We start from the raw sequence: 16,795 nt of genomic DNA, 5'->3' as shown, positions 1-16,795 counted from the left end.
TGCGCATTCTCGGCCGGTGGCGGCCAGCGGCTCGGCCAGCGGCCACGAGTGTCGCCTGCCCCAACGCCGGGTTCAGCGGCCGTTTCCTGGAGGCCCTCAGCCACGTGCGGCGGGTCCGTAACGGAAACGAATCTATTGGTGTTCCGGGAAGGCGTTGATCGTGACGCGGTGCATGCGGCGGCGCTCGGTGTAGTCGGCGACCGCGTAGTGCTGCGTGGGGCGGTTGTCCCAGAACGCCAGCGTGCCCGGCCGCCAGCGGAGCCGGAGCTGATACTCGGGCGACCGGATGTGGTCGATCAGCAGGGGCAGCAGCGCCTCGTTCTCCCGGTCGGTCAGCCCGACCAGCCGGGTCGTCGACGCGCGGTTCACGAACAGCGCCTTGCGTCCGGTCTCGGGGTGTACGCGCACGACGGGACGTTCGAGCGGCGGCCACTTCGCCTGGACCTCCGCCAGGTCGAACGGATGCCCCTTGGAGATGGCCTTCTTCATCGACATCGTGATGTCGTGCACCGCCGTGAGCTCGTCGCAGAGCCGCTGGATCGACGGTGAGAGCGTCTCGTAGGCCAGGTAGGTGTTGGCCCAGCACGTGTCGCCGCCCACGCTCGGCAACTGGACGCAGCGCAGCAGCGACCCCATCGGCGGCGTCGGCTCGAAGGTGTTGTCGCTGTGCCACTCGTCGCCGCCCTCGCCCTTGGGGTCGGTCTGGTCGAGCACGTGGATCGGGCTGGCGCTGTCCTTCTTGAACGCCGGGTGGTTGAGCGTGCCGAAGTTCAGGGCGAACTGCAGGTGCTGCTCGTCGTCGAGTTCCGTGTCCCGGAAGAACAGCACGAGGTACTTGAGCCAGCCGGCCCGCAGGGTCTCGACCTGTTCCTGGGACAGCGGCTTGCGCAGGTCTACACCTGTCACTTCGGCGCCGATGTGCTTGGTCACGGGATGGAATTCGATCATGACGCCTCCGGAAGCGTGTGTGCCGCTTATTTCCGAACGTAACGCCCAAGCAATTGCTTGGTCAAGCACACTTGTTCCGACCGGCGCCCCCGATGCGTCGCGGGCACTCAACTTTCTTCGGCACAATGTTCGACATGGCCCGACGTACGACTGCACCCCCACCCGAGGACTTCGAGGAGCGGATCGTCGACATCGACGTCTCCTCGGAAATGCGCGCAAGCTATCTCGAGTACGCCTACTCGGTGATCTATCAGCGTGCGCTGCCCGACGCGCGCGACGGTCTCAAGCCCGTGCAGCGGCGCATCCTCTACTCGATGAGCGAGATGGGTCTGCGTCCTGAGCGCGGCCACGTCAAGTCCTCCCGGGTCGTCGGCGATGTGATGGGCAAGCTCCACCCGCACGGCGACGGCGCGATCTACGACGCCCTCGTCCGGCTGGCGCAGCCGTTCTCGATGCGCCTGCCCCTGGTCGACGGCCACGGCAACTTCGGCTCCCCGGACGACTCGCCGGCCGCCATGCGTTACACCGAGGCCAGACTGGCCCCCGCGGCCATGCTGATGGTCGAGTCGCTCGACGAGGACACGGTCGACTTCAAGCCCAACTACGACGGGCAGGAGACCGAGCCCACGGTCATGCCGTCGGCTTTCCCCAACCTGCTGGTCAACGGCACGACCGGCATCGCGGTCGGCATGGCCACCAACATGGCGCCGCACAACCTCGCCGAGGTCGTGGCCGCCGCCCGCCACCTGATCAAGAAGCCCGACGCGACGCTCGACGAGCTCATGCGCTACGTGCCCGGCCCCGACCTGCCCACGGGCGGCTCGATCATCGGCCTGCAGGGCATCCGCGACGCCTATGAGAGCGGCCGCGGCACGTTCCGCATGCGCGCCAAGTGCAGGGTCGACCAGATCACTCCGCGCCGCAAGGGTCTCGTCGTCACCGAGCTGCCCTACAACGTCGGCCCCGAGCGGGTCGTCGCCAAGATCAAAGAGCTGGTCACCAGCAAGAAGCTGCAGGGCATCGCCGACCTCAAGGACCTCACCGACCGGCACAAGGGCCTGCACCTGGTCATCGAGATCAAGAACGGCTTCATCCCCGAGGCCGTGCTCGAGGAGCTCTACCGGCTGACGCCGATGGAGGAGACCTTCGGCATCAACAACGTGGCGCTCGTCGACGGCGAGCCGCGCACGCTGGGCCTGCGTGAGCTGCTGAGCGTCTACGTCAACCACCGGCTCGAGGTCGTGCGCCGGCGCTCGGAGTTCCGCCGCCGCAAGCGCGAGGAGCGCCTGCACCTGGTCGACGGCCTCATCATCGCGCTGCTCAACATCGACGAGGTCATCCAGGTCATCCGCACCTCCGACGACTCGGCGCAGGCGCGCGCCCGGTTGATGGAGGTCTTCGACCTGAGCGACATCCAGGCCGCCTACATCCTCGACACGCCGCTGCGCCGCCTGACCCGCTTCGACAAGCTGGAGCTCGACCGCGAGAAGCAGACGCTGAGCGAAGAGATCGCCGAGCTGTCCGGGATCCTGTCGTCGGAGGCCCGCCTGCGCCAGGTGGTCTCGGGCGAGCTGGCCGACGTGGCCAAGAAGTACGGCACGCCGCGCCGGACCGTCCTGCTGGAGGCGTCGGGCGCGACCCGCACGGCGGCGGCGGTGGTGGACCTGCAGGTGGCCGACGACCCGTGCCTGGCGATGCTCTCCTCCACCGGGCTGCTGGCGCGCACCTCCGACGCCTCGCCGCTGTCGGGCGGCGACGAGCGCGCCGCGCACGACGTGCTGGTCTCCGTGGTCCGCACCACCGTCAGGGGCGAGGTCGGCGTGGTGACGTCGGCGGGCCGGTTGATCCGCGTCGCGGTGGTCGATCTGCCGACGCTGCCACCCTCCGCGAACCCGCCGTCGTTGTCGGGCGGCCATCCCGTCTCCGAGTTCGTCGCGCTCGAGCCGGACGAGACGGTCGTCGGGCTCGGCTCGCTCGACCCCGACGGCCCCGGCCTGGCCGTGGGCACCCTGCAGGGCGTGGTCAAGCGGGTGGTGCCCGACTATCCGGCCAACCGCGACGACTTCGAGGTGATCACCCTCAAGGAGGGCGACAGCGTGGTGGGCGCCGTGGAGCTCGAATCCGAGGAGCACGACCTGGTCTTCATCTCCTCCGACGCGCAGTTGCTGCGCTTCCCCGCCTCTCAGGTACGCCCACAGGGACGTCCGGCGGGCGGCATGGCCGGCATCCGGCTCGACGACGCGGCCCGGGTGGTCTGGTTCGGCGTGGTCGATCCGGCGCGGCCGTCCCAGGTGGTGACGGTGGCGGGCTCGTCCACCGCCCTGCCGGGGACTCAGGTCGGGGGCGGCAAGGTGTCGGACTACGCCGAATACCCCGCCAAGGGGCGGGCCACCGGCGGGGTCCGGGCCCAGCGCTTCCTCAAGGGCGAAGACGTGCTGCTGCTGGCCTGGGCGGGGCCCGCGCCGGCCAAGGCGGTGTCCTCGGTGGGCAAGCCGGTGCCGCTGCCGGACGAGATCGGGCGCCGCGACGGGTCGGGCGTCCGCCTCACCAACACCATCGGCGCCGTCGGCGGCGCCCTGGCCGCCGGCCCGGCCGACTCGTCCGACCAGAACGACTCCACCGACTCCGGCGCTCCGGCTCAGCCGGAGGAGGAGACGCCGCTGTTCTAATGTGCACCCGCCCGGCCCCCCGAAAGGGCCGGGCGGGGTTGTCATAAAACGCTCCCGTGACACGATCCCCTCTAGGAGAGAGCGCTCTCTCTGCTCTTGGGAGGAACCGTGTTCCGATTAAGGACCCCGCTATGGGCGGCGCTGGCCCTGGTAGCCGCTCTGGTCACCGCGCCTGCGGCCCAGGCCGCCGCCGAACCGCTGACCGTCACCGACTTCGAGGCCGCGACCCTGCCCGCCGGCGTCTCCGCCTGGGGCAACGACAGCGCCTCGACCCCGACCCTGGCCGTCGAGCCCGACGCGACCCGGCCCGGCGCCCCCGCGACCAACCGGGTGCTCAAGGCGGTCTACAACGTGAGCCAGTGGGGCGGCTGGTCCCACGACCTGACGACGGCTCAAGACTGGTCCGCCTATGAAGGCTTCTCCTTCTGGGTCAACGGCACCGGATCCGGGCAGAAGATCTTCTTCGAGATCAAGGACGGCGGTGGCGGAGCGGGCAGCGCCGAGCTGTTCGAGTCGTCCTTCACCGACGACACGGCCGGGTGGCGGCAGGTGCAGGTGCCGTTCTCCGGCTTCACCCGCCGCGCCGACTACCAGCCGGGCGGCGCCCCCACCGACGGCGAGCTCGACCTGGTCGCCATGTGGGGCTACTCGATGCGGCTCCCCGCCGCCTCGGGCACGCTGTTCTGGGACGACGTGCAGGTGTACGGCACGGCCCCGCCCCGGCCGGTACGGCTGGCCACGGACAAGCCGGTCTACCCGGTGAACGAGAAGGGCACGGCCGAGGTACGCGTCTCGGTCACCACGGCCACCGGCGGCCCGCTCCCCGCCGACCTGGCCGTCGGCTACCGCACCGGCACCGGCACGGCCACACCCGGCCAGGACTACACGCCGGTCGAGGGCACGCTGACCTTCCCCGCGGGCACCGCCTCCGGCTCGGCCAAGGCGTTCACGGTCAAGACGCTGGGCGACGGCACGGCCGAGGTGGCCGAGACCATCCCGATCGAGCTGTCCGGCACCGGCACCAGACCCCCGGCAGAGGCCCCGGCCATCGTGATCAACGCGCACGGCCTGCCGTACCTCGACGCCCGTAAGCCCGTCAAGCAGCGGGTCGCCGACCTGCTCGGCCGGATGAGCACCGCGGAGAAGGTCGGCCAGATGACGCAGGCCGAACGCCTCGCGCTCGGCTCGCCGAACGACATCGCCACCTACCTGCTCGGCTCGCTGCTGTCGGGCGGCGGCTCCACCCCGCCGTCGAACACGCCGAAGGCGTGGGCCGACATGATCGACGGCTTCCAGTTGCGCGCCCAGCAGACGCGGCTGCAGATCCCGCTCATCTACGGCGTCGACGCGGTCCACGGGCACAACAACGTGGTCGGCGCGACGATCTTCCCGCACAACGCCGGCCTGGGCGCCACCCGCGACGCCGCGCTGGTCGAGCAGGCGGGCAAGGTCACGGCGAAGGAGGTCAAGGCCACGGGCGTCCCGTGGGACTTCGCGCCGTGCCTGTGCGTGTCGCGTGACGACCGGTGGGGCCGCGCGTACGAGTCGTTCGGCGAGGACCCGGCGCTGGTGTCGCGGATGACCACGATCATCGACGGGCTGCAGGACAACGGAGTGCTGGCCACGGCCAAGCACTACGTCGGCGACGGCGGCACCACGTACGGCTCCTCGACCGGCAACTACAAGATCGACCAAGGCGTCACCCAGCTCACCAGGGAACAGCTCGCGGCCATCCACCTGGCGCCCTTCGCCGAGGCGGTCAAGCGCGGCGTGGGCAGCGTCATGCCGTCGTTCTCCAGCGTCGACTTCGGCGACGGGCCGCTCAAGATGCACGCGCACAAGGAGCTGATCACCGACGTGCTCAAGGGCCGGCTCGGCTTCAAGGGCTTCGTGATCAGTGACTGGCAGGCGATCGACCAGATCCCCGGCGACTACCCGAGCGACGTGCGCACCTCGATCAACGCCGGGCTCGACATGATCATGGTGCCGTACGCGTACCCGCTGTTCACCAGCACGCTCAAGGACGAGATCGCGGCCGGACGGGTGCCCACGGCGCGGATCGACGACGCGGTCGCCAGGATCCTGACGCAGAAGTTCCGGCTCGGCCTGTTCGAGCACCCGTACGCCGACCGTTCCGGCATCGGCGACGTCGGCTCGGCCGCGCACCGCGCGGTGGCCCGCACGGCCGCCGCGAAGTCCCAGGTGCTGCTGAAGAACGAGGACCGGCTGCTGCCGCTGCGCCGCGACGCCAAGGTGTACGTCGCCGGGTCCAACGCCGACGACATCGGCAACCAGACCGGCGGCTGGACGATCACCTGGCAGGGCTCGTCCGGGCCCATCACCCAGGGCACCACGATCCTGTCGGCGATCCGCGGCCGGGCGGCCTCCGTCACCTACTCGGCCGACGCCTCCGCGCCGCTGACCGGGCATGACGTGGGTGTCGTGGTGGTGGGCGAGAAGCCGTACGCCGAGGGCATGGGCGACGTGGGCGTCAACGGGCACACGCTCGACCTGTCGGCCGCCGACCGGGCGGCGATCGACCGGGTGTGCGCGGCGATGAAGTGCGCCGTGCTGGTCGTCTCCGGCCGCCCGCTGCTGATGGGCGACCTGTCGAAGGTCAAGGCGCTGGTGGCGTCGTGGCTGCCGGGCACCGAGGGCGCCGGGGTGGCCGACTCGCTGTTCGGGGCCGTGCCGTACACCGGGCGGCTGCCGTTCACCTGGTTCCGTACGGCGGAGCAGGTGCCGATCAACGTGGGCGACGCGAGCTACGACCCGCTCTACCCGTACGGCTGGGGCCTGCGCACCGACCGGGCCCGCGACCGGCTCAAGGCGGCCCACGACCGGCTCGGCGGCGGTGACGGGGCCTCCAGGGCGGCTTCGGCGGCGCTGCTGGTGGCGCTGCTGGACAACAACTGGAACGCCGACGGCTCGGTGCGGAACACCCGCGTCGTGCTGGGAGCGCTCGGCACGGCGGCCGCGCTGCTCGACCGTTCGACCACGGACGCCTACGCCCAGGACGACGCCGTCGTCTCGGTGGCCAGGGACATAGCCCAGGCCACCGGCAGGCGGCCCGACCTGCAGGCGTCGGCCGACCACGAACTGGCGGCCGGCGACGTACGGAAGGCGGTGGACCTGCTGACGCAGGCGGCTCGCTGAGACACGGACCGGCTCCTGGTGTCGGCGCGCCAGGAGCCGGAATCCGCCGTCAGTTGTCCCGGCAGAGGCAGAACGGGTGGCCTTCCGGGTCGAGGAAGACGCGGAAGGAGTCGTCCTCGCTCGGCTGGTGCTCGTGCTTGGTGGCGCCGATCTCCAGGACCGCGGCCTCGGCCTTGTCCATGTCGCCGACCGTCACGTCAATGTGCGCCTGCTGGGGACGCTCCGCACTGGGCCAGACCGGCGGCCGGTAGTCGGCGACCTGCTGGAAGGCCAGCCGTGCGGGCGCGCCGCCCTTGCTGACAACGGCCCACTCCTCGTCGGACCCCTCCAGGATGGGCCAGCCGAGCAGCCGCGAGTAGAACCCAGCCAGCTCCATCGGGTTGGCGCAGTCGAGGACCGTCGTGCGGAACTCTGCGATGCCGTTCATCTACCTACCTCCGGAAATCCCTTTAACTACCCCCCACCAACACGAAACCGTTCCCACGGTGAGGTACAGGCGACAATAGATGCCATGGCTGCCAACTCCTTCATGGTCCCCCTCGGTTCCCCAGCGCCCGATTTCCACCTGACCGCCATCAACGGCGGCAGCGTCTCCCTTGCGGATCTCAAGGACTCGCCCGCCATTCTCGTGGCGTTTCTGTCCAACCACTGCCCCTATGTGCGCCACATCGAGCAGGGCCTCGGCGTCCTGGCCACCGACTACGGATCCAGGCTGTCGATGGTCGCCATCTGCAGCAACGACAGCGTGAACTACCCCGACGACGACCCGACGCACCTGGCCGAACAGGCGAGGCGCGCGAACTTCACGTTCCCCTATCTGCTCGACGACACGCAGGAGACCGCCAAGGCGTACCGGGCGGCGTGCACGCCCGATTTCTTCCTGTACGACGGCGCGTTCCGGCTGGCCTACCGCGGTGAGTTCGACGACGCCCGGCCCGGTAACTCCGTACCGGTGACGGGCTCCTCGCTGCGCGCGGCGATCGACGCCCTGCTGGCGGGCGAGCCGGTGAGCGAGGAGCAGAACCCGTCGCTCGGCTGCGGCATCAAGTGGAAGCCGGGCAACGCCCCCGTCTGACGGTGGCAAGGCGGTCGGGCGGTCAGGCTGAGGTGGCGATGGCGGCCGGCAGGGCGAGCAGGAGTTCGTGGGGCTCGCCCTGCCAGCCCCGGATCAGCCGATAGCCGGCCTCTCCGGGGTCGAAGTCGTCGCAGCCCAGCGGACCGAAGCAGCCGGCCTGGTCGAGCAGCGTGAGGAGCGGGTCGTCGTCGGGGAGCCCGCTCGCGTAGGCGGCCGCGTCGAGGAGCGCCAGCGCGCACTTCGCGTTGCGGCCGTCGTCTCGGGTCTCCACACGGTCGAGGCGGCGCCGGGCATGGGTACGCAGGTACGCGGCGAGCGATTCGGACCTACTCACGACAACCTTCTTCGATCACGTTCTGGACTGTGTTCACACATAGGGCGTTCATACGGTGGGCTACGACATCATCACGCAAAGTGAGGGTCGCGCGTGGGACCTTGGGCTACTCCGGCCGTGTCGCCACCCCGGGAAACACCACGAAACGGGTATGAGGGATCATCTGTCCCATGAGTGCGTTCGACGACCTGATTGCCGGTAACGCGAAATATGCTGCGAAGTTCCGGAACTCCGAACTGACCGGCCGGGCGGCTCGTGGACTCGGCGTGGTGACCTGCATGGACTCCCGCATCGACCCTCTGGGACTGCTCGGCTTGAAGCCGGGCGACGCCAAGATCCTGCGGAACGCGGGCGCGCGCGTGACGGACGACGTCCTGCGCACCCTCGTCCTGGCCGTCTACCTGCTCGGCGTCGAACGGGTCCTGGTGATGCCCCACACCGACTGCGGCATGTCCAAGGTCACGGACGCCGACGTGCACGAACTCACCCAGCGGCACGGCGTCGACACCCGCAGCCTGGAGTTCCACACCGTTCCCGACCAGGACGCGGCCCTGCGCCACGACCTGATGCGGATCAACTCCTCACCCTTCCTGCCCGAGGGGCTGCCGGTGGGCGGTGCGATCTATGACGTGCACACGGGCAAGCTGATGCCGGTCGACCTGACCTGACCGTCCGTTTTACTCGATTACTCTGCGTTTTGTGATAAATATCGCACCAAAACGATCTCGCACTTTGCCGGACTGCCGCCTGTGATATTCCTGTGACCCGTCGGCGATCTTGTTCGCCGCGACAGAACGGGGACGTCATGTTAACGATCAATCCGGCACCGCCCAACGATCGGTGATCGTCGCCGGGGGTCAGACCCCCGCCGACGCCCTGAAGTCAGCGCATTCACGCGCTACTCCACATCCACCGATCGTTAGGACGTAGATTTGCGCAAGTCTCTCAACCGTTCCATGGGCCGTCTGGCCCTCGGACTGAGCGCCGTGACCGTACTCACCGGCGCCACAGCCTTCCCGGCCTCGGCCGCGGCTCCCACCGGCCAGAGCGCCGAGGAGATCGCCTTGGCCCAGGCCGCCGCGGACGGCCAGCCCGTACCCGTGCCGAGTCTGTCGGACGAGTCGAGCACCACCGTCGCCAACCCTGACGGCAGCCTCACCGCGACCATCACCTCGGGCCCCTCCCAGGTGCAGCAGAACGGCCAGTGGGTGCCCATCGACACCTCACTCGTCGCCGACGGCGCGGTCCTGAAGCCGCGCGCCTCGCGCGCCAAGGTGGAGGTCTCCAACGGCGGCGAGGGCACGCTGGCCAAGATGACCGACGACGACGGCCGCGTGTTCTCGCTCAAGTGGCCGACCGCGCTGCCCAAGCCGGTCGTCAAGGACAACGTCGCCACCTTCACCGACGCGGCGGGCCCGGGGGCCGACCTCGTCGTCACCGTCCTGCCCACGGGGTTCCGCCACGACGTGGTCCTGCGGGAGAAGCCGTCCGGCCCGCTGGAGCTGCGCATTCCGGTGCAGACCGAGGGCGTGGATCTGTCGGAGTCCGCCGAGGGTCGCCTGCTCCTGACCAGTACGGCCGACGACAAGGTGGTCGCTGCGGCGCCGCAGCCGGTGATGTGGGACTCCAAGGGGCACGGCAAGCCCCGCGGCGACTCGCTCTCGAAGATCGACACCACGGTCGAGACGCAGAACGGCACCAAGGTCCTGGTGCTCAAGCCGGACGCCAAGTTCCTGGCGGACCCGTCGCGCGTCTACCCGGTGACCGTCGACCCGGTGATCACGCTGCCCAGCGTGACCGACACCGACGTCGCCACCTCCTGGGCGTCGCACCCCGGTGACCCGATGATCATCGCGGGCACGATGCCGTGGGAGAACGGCCAGGGCGGCGACGTCATGCGCAGCCTGGTCAAGTTCGACACCCACAAGCTGACCGGCAAGCGGGTGCTCTTCGCCAACATGGCGATGTGGAACCTGGAGACGAACGCCTGCGGCCTCGTGGTGGGCTCCGGCCTCACCGCCCAGCGGGTCACCAGCTCTTGGGACGAGACCGACCTGAACTGGGACAACAAGCCCACGACCACCACAGAGGGCCAGGTGACGAACCGCCAGGGCCGCGGCCGCACCTGGACCGCCCCGTGCGCCGGGGGCGCCGGGTACCTGTCGTGGCCGGTGACCTCCATGGCCAAGGCGTGGGCCTCCGGCGCCGCCAACTACGGCGTCCAGCTGAAGGGCGCCAACGAGTCGGAGGCCACCAACTGGCGCGCCTTCGCCGCGTCGGAGAACAAGGACGAGGGCGTCAAGCCCCCGACCCTGACGGTCATCTACTGGCGCTGACCATCTGACGGTCAGCCACTGGCGCTGACCACCTGAAACACCGAAGGGGGCCGGGATTTCCCGGCCCCCTTTCGCGTGTCCGGACCTGGCCGGGTCAGCTCGACGGGCCGGCGCGCATCTGCTCGACCTCGTCGTGGAACACGGCCTGCGTCCGGCTCATGAAGTCGGTGATCACCTCAAGCTGCTCATCGCTGTATTCACTCAGCGATTCGCGCCAGGCCTTGAGCAGCGGCGTGAACACCGGCGCCACGTCCACCGCCGCCCGCTCCAGCACGAGCGTCACCACGACCTTCCGCCGGTCGGCGTCGTCCCGCTCCCGCCGTACATACCCCACGGACTCGAGCCGGTCGATGACCCCGGTGACGGACGCGGTGGTGATCCCCGCGCGCCGCGCCAGCTCGCTGGCGGTCAGCGGCCCTTCACTCAACAGGTTGAGGCAGTGGAGATCGGTGGTGTTGATGCCGATGCGGACCGCGGCCGCCTGACTCATAGAGACCGACAGCACGTTGGTCTTGCGCAGCGCTTCCAGCAACGCGGTCACCAACGCCGCACGTCTTGACATCGCCCACCAAACTCCTTAACGTTCCAAGTGTCTAGGAAAACTAGAGATATCTGTTTCTAGTTACTAGCCCACCGAAAGGATATACCGATGAAGGACGTCGTCATGCGCCTGTACGACGAGGTGCTCAACCAGGGCAGGCTGGACGTAGCCGACGAGATCATCGCCAGCACCCTCTCCACCGCTCCCGACGACCCACCTGGCCCGGAGCGCGTCAAGCAGATCTCCACCCACATCCGCTCAGCCCTCCCAGACATGCACTTCGACGTCCAGGACATGATCGCAGAAGACAACAGGGTTGCCACCCGATGGACCCTGACGGGCACCCACACCGGCACCTTCTTCGGCGTCCCGCCGACGAACCAGCCCGTGGAGATCAGGGCCTGCGTCATCTTCGAGTTCAAGGACGACCAGATCACCAACCTGTGGCCGGTCATCGACACCAGCGCCTTGCGCCCCGCCTAGTCTCGTGCCGGCAGAGGCCGGAGGAACGGACCGGCTTCTTCCCGACCCTCCGCCTCCGCGGTTACAGCTTCTGTCCAGCCTTGTCGACCACGCCGACGGCGGTGCGGGTGAACATCATCCAGACCGTCCCCTTCTCGATGCTCCACTCCACGTAAGGGGGCTCGGGAACCAGCTTGCCGTTCTTGACGGTGAACTGCTTCGTCCCCGGCTGCGGGTATCGCATCTCGTGATCCGCGATAGCGGTCTCGCGCCGGCCCCGGTAGGCGTAGGTCGCCGGGTCCAGCAGGATCTCGAACTTGCGCCACCCGTCAAGGACGCGGGAGACCGACAGCGCCGGACGGCCCTCGACGTCCAACGCCGACTCGTCCACCTTCACACCGGGGAGCTTGGCCATCGCCTGGAAGATGGCCGCCTCCTGGGCCGGGGGGACGATGTTCTGGTGCAGGGTCACCTCGAACCGCTCGAAGACCCAGCCATCCTGATCTTTGTCCTTCACGGCGTTGATCTTGCGGAATCTGGCCAGCAGTTTGTCGGGATCGGTGGGCAGCGCGGCCACCAGGGCGTAGGTGTTCTCCGGCGACCGGATTCTGGGGTTGGTGGTCATCAGCTTGCCCCCCACCATGTAGCCGACCCGCTTGCCGTCGGCTCGAGTCCAGAATTCGTCCACCGTGTTCTCCAATGGCGTCTGTGGAGTGAACCGCGTGCCCTGCTTGTAGTCCTTGCCGCGGCTCTGTGTGTGCAGTTCGGTGTAGATCCACTGATCGTCGCGCGGCGGCACGAAGTCCTTCTTCTGTACGGCCGCCGCGATCCTGGTGAGCACCACCTGCGCGTTGGCGGCGGGAAGCGTCGGCTCTCCCCCGCCCACAGACTGCACCAGGGTCGCTCCCGTCGCGATCACCACCGCCGATGCGGCCACCGCCAGCGCCCGCATCGCCCACCTGCGCTTGGGACGACGTCCGGCGGCACGCGCCATGAGCGCGGCCCTGGCCGCCGCCTGCGCGGCGGGCGAGGGAGGCTCCGGCCCGTCCCAGGCCTGGCGCAGCGTCTCCACATCGTTCATGACCTGTCCCCTCCCAGTGCGTCCTGGATCTTCTTACGGGCCCTGTGCAGCCGTGAGCGTGCCGTACCCGCCGGAATGCCGAGCGCCCGGCCCGCCTCCTCCGAGGTGAGTTCGGCCCAGGCGACCAGGAGCAGCACGTCCCTGTCGCCACCGGCGATCTTGGCCAGAGCTTGGGCGAGCGCCGGTCTGCGCGCGACCGCGTCCACCTCTCCGGCGACCCGGTCGGCGTGGTCCTCTTCGGGAGTCTCCGCGCCGGCCTTGGCCAGCGCCCGGTACTGGCGTTCCTCGGCGCGACGGCGCCGGGCGATCAGGTTGGAGGTTATGCCGTACAGCCAGGGCCGCGCGTCGGCGCGGGAGACGTCGTAACCGGCGCGCTTGTCGAAGGCGATCAGGAACGTCTCCGCGGCGACGTCGTCGGCCAGACCGCCGCCCAGCCTGCGTGAGGCGTAGCCGTGGATCTCGGAGTAGTAGCGGTCGAAGATGGCGGAGAAACGTTCGGGCTCCCGCCAGGACTGCTCGATGATCACGGCGTCCCCGGCTTGAGCGGGTAACGCCCGTGTCATCGCGGTCACCTCTCGGTCCTTGGGTTCACTACTTTCCTTCGCCGATGGACTGGGAAGTGTTCACGGCCGTACGGTCCACGCCCTGACAAAGTTGGCTGAGCGGTAAGTCACTCGACCGTCCTCACGCCAAGCACATCGGAGGAGAGCGCCCTGCTACGGCGTTCGGGGCTCACCGTGCGGACCGCAAGGAGAACCTCTGTTCGGCCCCCGGTCACGGCTACACGGCTACGGCGGAGATCCGTCCGTCCGGCAAGGAATGAGGTACACCGGAGTTTCCTGGACAGTTGATCAAGTGTGACTTCCTCCGCACCGCATCAATCCCCCCGTCCCCCGCGCGCTCGGATGCCGAGCGGCTGGTGGGGAACGCGCCGCATGACCATGGCCGTGACGTACGCGTCATCGCGGGGACCTGCAAGTGCGGCAGCCACTTTTACGAATTGCGCCAGGCGGGCGGCAGCACCCGAAACGGCCCGAACAATAGCGACCGATGGAATGCCAGGAAGGCGAATGCGCGTTGGAACGCCTTACTGCTCGGATTCCTCCGATGAGAGGAGTGCGTCGGCCGAAAATAGCAACGCTTGTTGCGTGTCGTGGGCAATACCCGCCGGCCGAGACCGATCCTCTTCCCGCATAAAACCGCAGGTCAAACCACTGGTCACAAATGGGTAGACGTTTCTCCTAGGCAAGCCCCAGCCCAATGAGCACCGCTCAACTTTCCAGGCACCACCACCGCCGCCCAGCCGTGATTACCCAGACAGTCAACGGTCGGGGTCAAAGGGCCCGGGAGTCCCTGGCGGAGACCAGCACTGAATTGTCACGCGCACAGCGCGCTCCAATGAGCGAACATGCCTGACATTGAGTTCACAGTGCAAGCCATAAAAGAACCCTGCACGGCCAACTCGCGAAAGCGCTCAGGCGTCGATGTGATCGCGGTCGACCTCGGCCGCGCTGTTGACGATGAACTCGCGACGCGGAGCCACATCACTCCCCATCAGCAGGCTGAAAATCCCCTCCGCCGTCACCGCGTCCTCGATCCGGACACGGCGCAGGATGCGGTGGCGGGGGTCCATGGTGGTCTCAGCCAGCTGGTCGGCGTCCATCTCGCCCAGACCCTTGTAGCGCTGCACAGGGTCCTTCCAGCGCCGGCCACGCCGCTCCAGGTCGCGCAGCACCTTGTGCAGCTCGGCGTCGGAGTAGCAGTAGATGTACTTCTCCTTGCCCCGGCCGGGGTTGGTGAGCTCGATGCGGTGCAGCGGCGGAACGGCGGCGAACACCCTGCCCGCCTCCACCATGGGCCGCATGTAGCGGTGGAACAGGGTCAGCAGCAGGCAGCGGATGTGGGCGCCGTCGACGTCGGCGTCGGCCATCAGGATGACCTTGCCGTAGCGGGCCGCCTCGATGTCGAAGGACCGGCCGGAACCCGCGCCGACCACCTGGATGATCGCGGCGCACTCGGCGTTCTTGAGCATGTCGCTCACGGACGCCTTCTGCACGTTGAGGATCTTGCCGCGGATCGGCAGCAGTGCCTGGAACTCCGAGTCGCGGGCCAGCTTGGCGGTGCCCAGGGCGGAGTCGCCCTCGACGATGAACAGCTCGCTGCGGTCGATGTCGTCGCTGCGGCAGTCGACGAGCTTGGCCGGGAGCGCGGAGTTTTCCAGGGCGCTCTTGCGGCGCTGGTTGTCGCGGTGCTCGCGGGCCGCGATGCGGGCCTTGGCCGCGGTGACGATCTTCTCCAGCACGGCGCGCAGGGGCTGCTTGTAGCCCCGCGGCGGGTTGGCGAACAGCTCCCTGAGCTCGCGGGAGACCACGTGCCCCACGATGCGGGTGGCCGCCGAGGTGCCCAGCACCTCCTTGGTCTGGCCCTCGAACTGCGGCTCCGGCACCCGGACCGTGACGACCCCGGTGAGGCCCTCGGAGATGTCCTCCTTGTTGACCGGGTCGTCGCCGTTCTTCAGTAGGCGGGACTCGCGCAGCAGCTCGTTGATCGTGCGGACCAGGCCGCGCTCGAAGCCGGTGAGGTGGGTGCCGCCCTTGGGGGTGGCGATGACGTTGACGAACGAGCGAACGGTCGAGTCGTAACCCTTGCCCCAGCGCACGGCCACGTCGACGGTGAGCTCGCGCTGCACCTCGGTGGAGGTCATGTGGCCCTGGTCGTCGAGCACCGGGACCGTCTCGTGGAAGTGACCGACCCCCTGCAGGCGCAGCACGTCGCAGACGGCCTCGTCGCGGGCCAGGAACTCGGTGAACTCGGAGATGCCACCGTCGAAGTGGAACTCCTCCTCGACCCGCTCCTCGTGCCTGCTGTCGATCACGGCCAGGGTCAGGCCGGGCACCAGGAAGGCGGTCTGGCGGAGCCGGACGTGGATCTCGTCGAGCGAGACCTCGGCGTCGGGCAGGAAGATCTGCTTGTCGGCCCAGAACCGCACCCTGGTGCCGGTGGCCCGCTTGGGCAGCTTGCCGCCGTCGCGCAGGCCGGACTTCTTCTTGAACTTGGCCTTCGGGCCGTCGCCGTCGAAGACGCCGGGCACGCCGCGGCGGAAGCTGATCTCGTGGATGCGGCCGTCGCGGTCGACCGAGACGTCGAGGCGCTCGGACAGGGCGTTGACCACGGAGGCGCCCACGCCGTGCAGACCGCCGGACGCGCCGTAGGAGCCGCCGCCGAACTTTCCGCCCGCGTGGAGCTTGGTGTAGACGAGCTCGACTCCGGCCAGGCCGCTCTTGGGCTCGACGTCGACGGGGATGCCGCGGCCGTCGTCGCGCACCTCGATGGAGCCGTCGGGATAGAGCTCGACCTCGATGCGGGAGCAGTGCCCGGCGAGCGCCTCGTCAACTCCGTTGTCGACGATCTCCCAGAGGCAGTGCATGAGCCCGCGGCTGTCGGTCGACCCGATGTACATGCCAGGACGCTTGCGGACCGCTTCCAGCCCCTCAAGCACCGACAGGTGGCGAGCCGTGTAACCCGCCTCCACTAGCGTCACTCCAACTCCCCTGGCCTAGGCATCGAACATGTGTGCGTAGCCTATCGTTCTTCCCCTACGCACGCGTACAAGCTTGCCATGACGGCAGGTTTGGTGTTACCAGGCGACTGCTCGTCATTACTTCCGGCCACATTCTGCTCTCGGCGTAGCGAGGCTGTGATTGGGAACGTCCACGTCCGGTTAGATGTTGTCCAAGTGACTGACGCCAGATCCTCGCTTCGGCGGGGGTGACCCGAAAGGCGATACGTGACTGGAGCTCTCGCCCCCGTTAAGCCGCTGACGGCCCTCGACCGCTGCGACCGTTGCGGCGCCCAGGCATACATTCGCGCGACCCTGCCCGTGGGTGGGGAGCTGCTGTTCTGCGCTCATCACGGGCGTCAGCACATTGCAGCGCTTCGCGAGAAGGGCGCCGACATCCTGGACGAGTCTGCTCGGCTCAGCGAAACCCCAGTAGTGGCCCCCAACGACGAGCGCTAACCCGCGCTGGTCGTGATGAGATAACAACATATTGCGCAACGCGGAACGGCGGTCCCGGTATGCCCGGGACCGCCGTTCCGTCATATCTCAGCCGATCTCATCCCGCGCGATCTCATCCCGCCCGAACTCATCTCCATGCGGTCTCATCTCGCGCGGTCCCATCCCGCCCGATCTG

14 protein-coding genes are annotated in these 16,795 nt (G+C 68.6%); 7 read left to right on the top strand and 7 right to left on the bottom strand.

The features are described 5' to 3' along the window. Nucleotides 1-132: 132 nt before the first annotated feature. Nucleotides 133-948, bottom strand: a complete 816-nt coding sequence (locus KLK06_RS13095; RefSeq protein WP_214635691.1) for a TauD/TfdA family dioxygenase — start codon at nt 946-948, stop codon at nt 133-135. 125 nt (nt 949-1,073) lie between these two features. Between KLK06_RS13095 and KLK06_RS13090 the strand changes: the two genes are divergently transcribed. Beyond that, nucleotides 1,074-3,617, top strand: coding sequence for a DNA topoisomerase (ATP-hydrolyzing) subunit A (locus tag KLK06_RS13090; RefSeq protein ID WP_214635690.1), 2,544 nt, complete (start codon nt 1,074-1,076; stop codon nt 3,615-3,617). Nucleotides 3,618-3,725: 108 nt separating this feature from the next. Beyond that, nucleotides 3,726-6,773, top strand: a complete 3,048-nt coding sequence (locus KLK06_RS13085) for a glycoside hydrolase family 3 N-terminal domain-containing protein (RefSeq protein ID WP_308168221.1) — start codon at nt 3,726-3,728, stop codon at nt 6,771-6,773. Nucleotides 6,774-6,822: 49 nt separating this feature from the next. Here the strand turns inward: KLK06_RS13085 and KLK06_RS13080 are convergent, their stop codons facing one another. Continuing rightward, nucleotides 6,823-7,200 carry a VOC family protein gene (locus tag KLK06_RS13080; protein ID WP_214635689.1) on the bottom strand — a complete coding sequence of 126 codons (378 nt, stop codon included), beginning with the start codon at nt 7,198-7,200 and terminating at the stop codon, nt 6,823-6,825. 84 nt (nt 7,201-7,284) lie between these two features. Between KLK06_RS13080 and KLK06_RS13075 the strand changes: the two genes are divergently transcribed. After that, on the top strand, nt 7,285-7,848 hold the full coding sequence (locus tag KLK06_RS13075) for a thioredoxin family protein (RefSeq protein ID WP_214635688.1): 564 nt from the start codon (nt 7,285-7,287) through the stop codon (nt 7,846-7,848). A gap of 22 nt (nt 7,849-7,870) precedes the next feature. On the opposite strand, the gene KLK06_RS13070 is transcribed toward KLK06_RS13075, so the two are convergent. After that, nucleotides 7,871-8,182 carry a hypothetical protein gene (locus KLK06_RS13070; RefSeq protein WP_214635687.1) on the bottom strand — a complete coding sequence of 104 codons (312 nt, stop codon included), beginning with the start codon at nt 8,180-8,182 and terminating at the stop codon, nt 7,871-7,873. A 170-nt stretch (nt 8,183-8,352) separates the two neighbouring features. On the opposite strand from KLK06_RS13070, the gene KLK06_RS13065 reads away from it, so the two are divergent. Further along, on the top strand, nt 8,353-8,850 hold the full coding sequence (locus KLK06_RS13065) for a carbonic anhydrase (protein ID WP_214635686.1): 498 nt from the start codon (nt 8,353-8,355) through the stop codon (nt 8,848-8,850). 288 nt (nt 8,851-9,138) lie between these two features. Then, nucleotides 9,139-10,518 carry a DNRLRE domain-containing protein gene (locus KLK06_RS13060; protein WP_214635685.1) on the top strand — a complete coding sequence of 460 codons (1,380 nt, stop codon included), beginning with the start codon at nt 9,139-9,141 and terminating at the stop codon, nt 10,516-10,518. Nucleotides 10,519-10,612: 94 nt separating this feature from the next. Here KLK06_RS13060 and KLK06_RS13055 read toward each other — a convergent pair whose 3' ends face one another. Further along, a complete protein-coding gene (locus KLK06_RS13055) occupies nt 10,613-11,080 on the bottom strand; it encodes a MarR family winged helix-turn-helix transcriptional regulator (RefSeq protein WP_214635684.1) in 468 nt (155 codons plus the stop codon). 87 nt (nt 11,081-11,167) lie between these two features. Here KLK06_RS13055 and KLK06_RS13050 point away from each other — a divergent pair, with 87 nt between their 5' ends. Further along, nucleotides 11,168-11,542: an ester cyclase gene (locus KLK06_RS13050; RefSeq protein ID WP_214635683.1), complete on the top strand. Its 375-nt coding sequence runs from the start codon at nt 11,168-11,170 to the stop codon at nt 11,540-11,542. A gap of 61 nt (nt 11,543-11,603) precedes the next feature. Here the strand turns inward: KLK06_RS13050 and KLK06_RS13045 are convergent, their stop codons facing one another. The 3 genes from KLK06_RS13045 to KLK06_RS13035 all read right to left on the bottom strand — a co-directional run bounded on the left by KLK06_RS13045 (nt 11,604) and on the right by KLK06_RS13035 (nt 16,143). Then, nucleotides 11,604-12,602 (bottom strand): CU044_5270 family protein, encoded by a 999-nt coding sequence (locus KLK06_RS13045; protein ID WP_214635682.1) that lies wholly within the window; start codon nt 12,600-12,602, stop codon nt 11,604-11,606. Then, nucleotides 12,599-13,165 carry an RNA polymerase sigma factor gene (locus KLK06_RS13040; protein WP_214636153.1) on the bottom strand — a complete coding sequence of 189 codons (567 nt, stop codon included), beginning with the start codon at nt 13,163-13,165 and terminating at the stop codon, nt 12,599-12,601. Before KLK06_RS13040 ends, KLK06_RS13045 begins: the two co-directional genes overlap by 4 nt. A 911-nt stretch (nt 13,166-14,076) precedes the next feature. Next, the gene (locus tag KLK06_RS13035; RefSeq protein ID WP_214635681.1) at nt 14,077-16,143 is read right to left on the bottom strand and encodes a type IIA DNA topoisomerase subunit B; all 2,067 of its coding nucleotides are present in this window, start codon (nt 16,141-16,143) and stop codon (nt 14,077-14,079) included. A gap of 246 nt (nt 16,144-16,389) precedes the next feature. Between KLK06_RS13035 and KLK06_RS59805 the strand changes: the two genes are divergently transcribed. Continuing rightward, a complete protein-coding gene (locus KLK06_RS59805) occupies nt 16,390-16,620 on the top strand; it encodes a hypothetical protein (protein ID WP_308127153.1) in 231 nt (76 codons plus the stop codon). The last annotated feature ends 175 nt before the right edge of the window (nt 16,621-16,795 follow it).

It is taken from the genome of Nonomuraea sp. NEAU-A123, from assembly GCF_018603905.1.
Classification (GTDB): Bacteria; Actinomycetota; Actinomycetes; order Streptosporangiales; family Streptosporangiaceae; genus Nonomuraea.
The sequence above is the reverse complement of the archived record's forward strand: the minus strand, read 5'-3'. Positions and strand labels throughout refer to the sequence as shown.

Excerpts from the sequence above, each read along its gene's own strand:
- KLK06_RS13095 (WP_214635691.1), bottom strand. The coding sequence starts at position 948 with ATGATCGAATTCCATCCCGTGACCAAGCACATCGGCGCCGAAGTGACA.
- KLK06_RS13090 (WP_214635690.1), top strand. The coding sequence starts at position 1,074 with ATGTTCGACATGGCCCGACGTACGACTGCACCCCCACCCGAGGACTTC.
- KLK06_RS13080 (WP_214635689.1), bottom strand. The coding sequence starts at position 7,200 with ATGAACGGCATCGCAGAGTTCCGCACGACGGTCCTCGACTGCGCCAAC.
- KLK06_RS13075 (WP_214635688.1), top strand. The coding sequence starts at position 7,285 with ATGGCTGCCAACTCCTTCATGGTCCCCCTCGGTTCCCCAGCGCCCGAT.
- KLK06_RS13065 (WP_214635686.1), top strand. The coding sequence starts at position 8,353 with ATGAGTGCGTTCGACGACCTGATTGCCGGTAACGCGAAATATGCTGCG.
- KLK06_RS13060 (WP_214635685.1), top strand. The coding sequence starts at position 9,139 with ATGGGCCGTCTGGCCCTCGGACTGAGCGCCGTGACCGTACTCACCGGC.
- KLK06_RS13055 (WP_214635684.1), bottom strand. The coding sequence starts at position 11,080 with ATGTCAAGACGTGCGGCGTTGGTGACCGCGTTGCTGGAAGCGCTGCGC.
- KLK06_RS13050 (WP_214635683.1), top strand. The coding sequence starts at position 11,168 with ATGAAGGACGTCGTCATGCGCCTGTACGACGAGGTGCTCAACCAGGGC.
- KLK06_RS13045 (WP_214635682.1), bottom strand. The coding sequence starts at position 12,602 with ATGAACGATGTGGAGACGCTGCGCCAGGCCTGGGACGGGCCGGAGCCT.
- KLK06_RS13040 (WP_214636153.1), bottom strand. The coding sequence starts at position 13,165 with ATGACACGGGCGTTACCCGCTCAAGCCGGGGACGCCGTGATCATCGAG.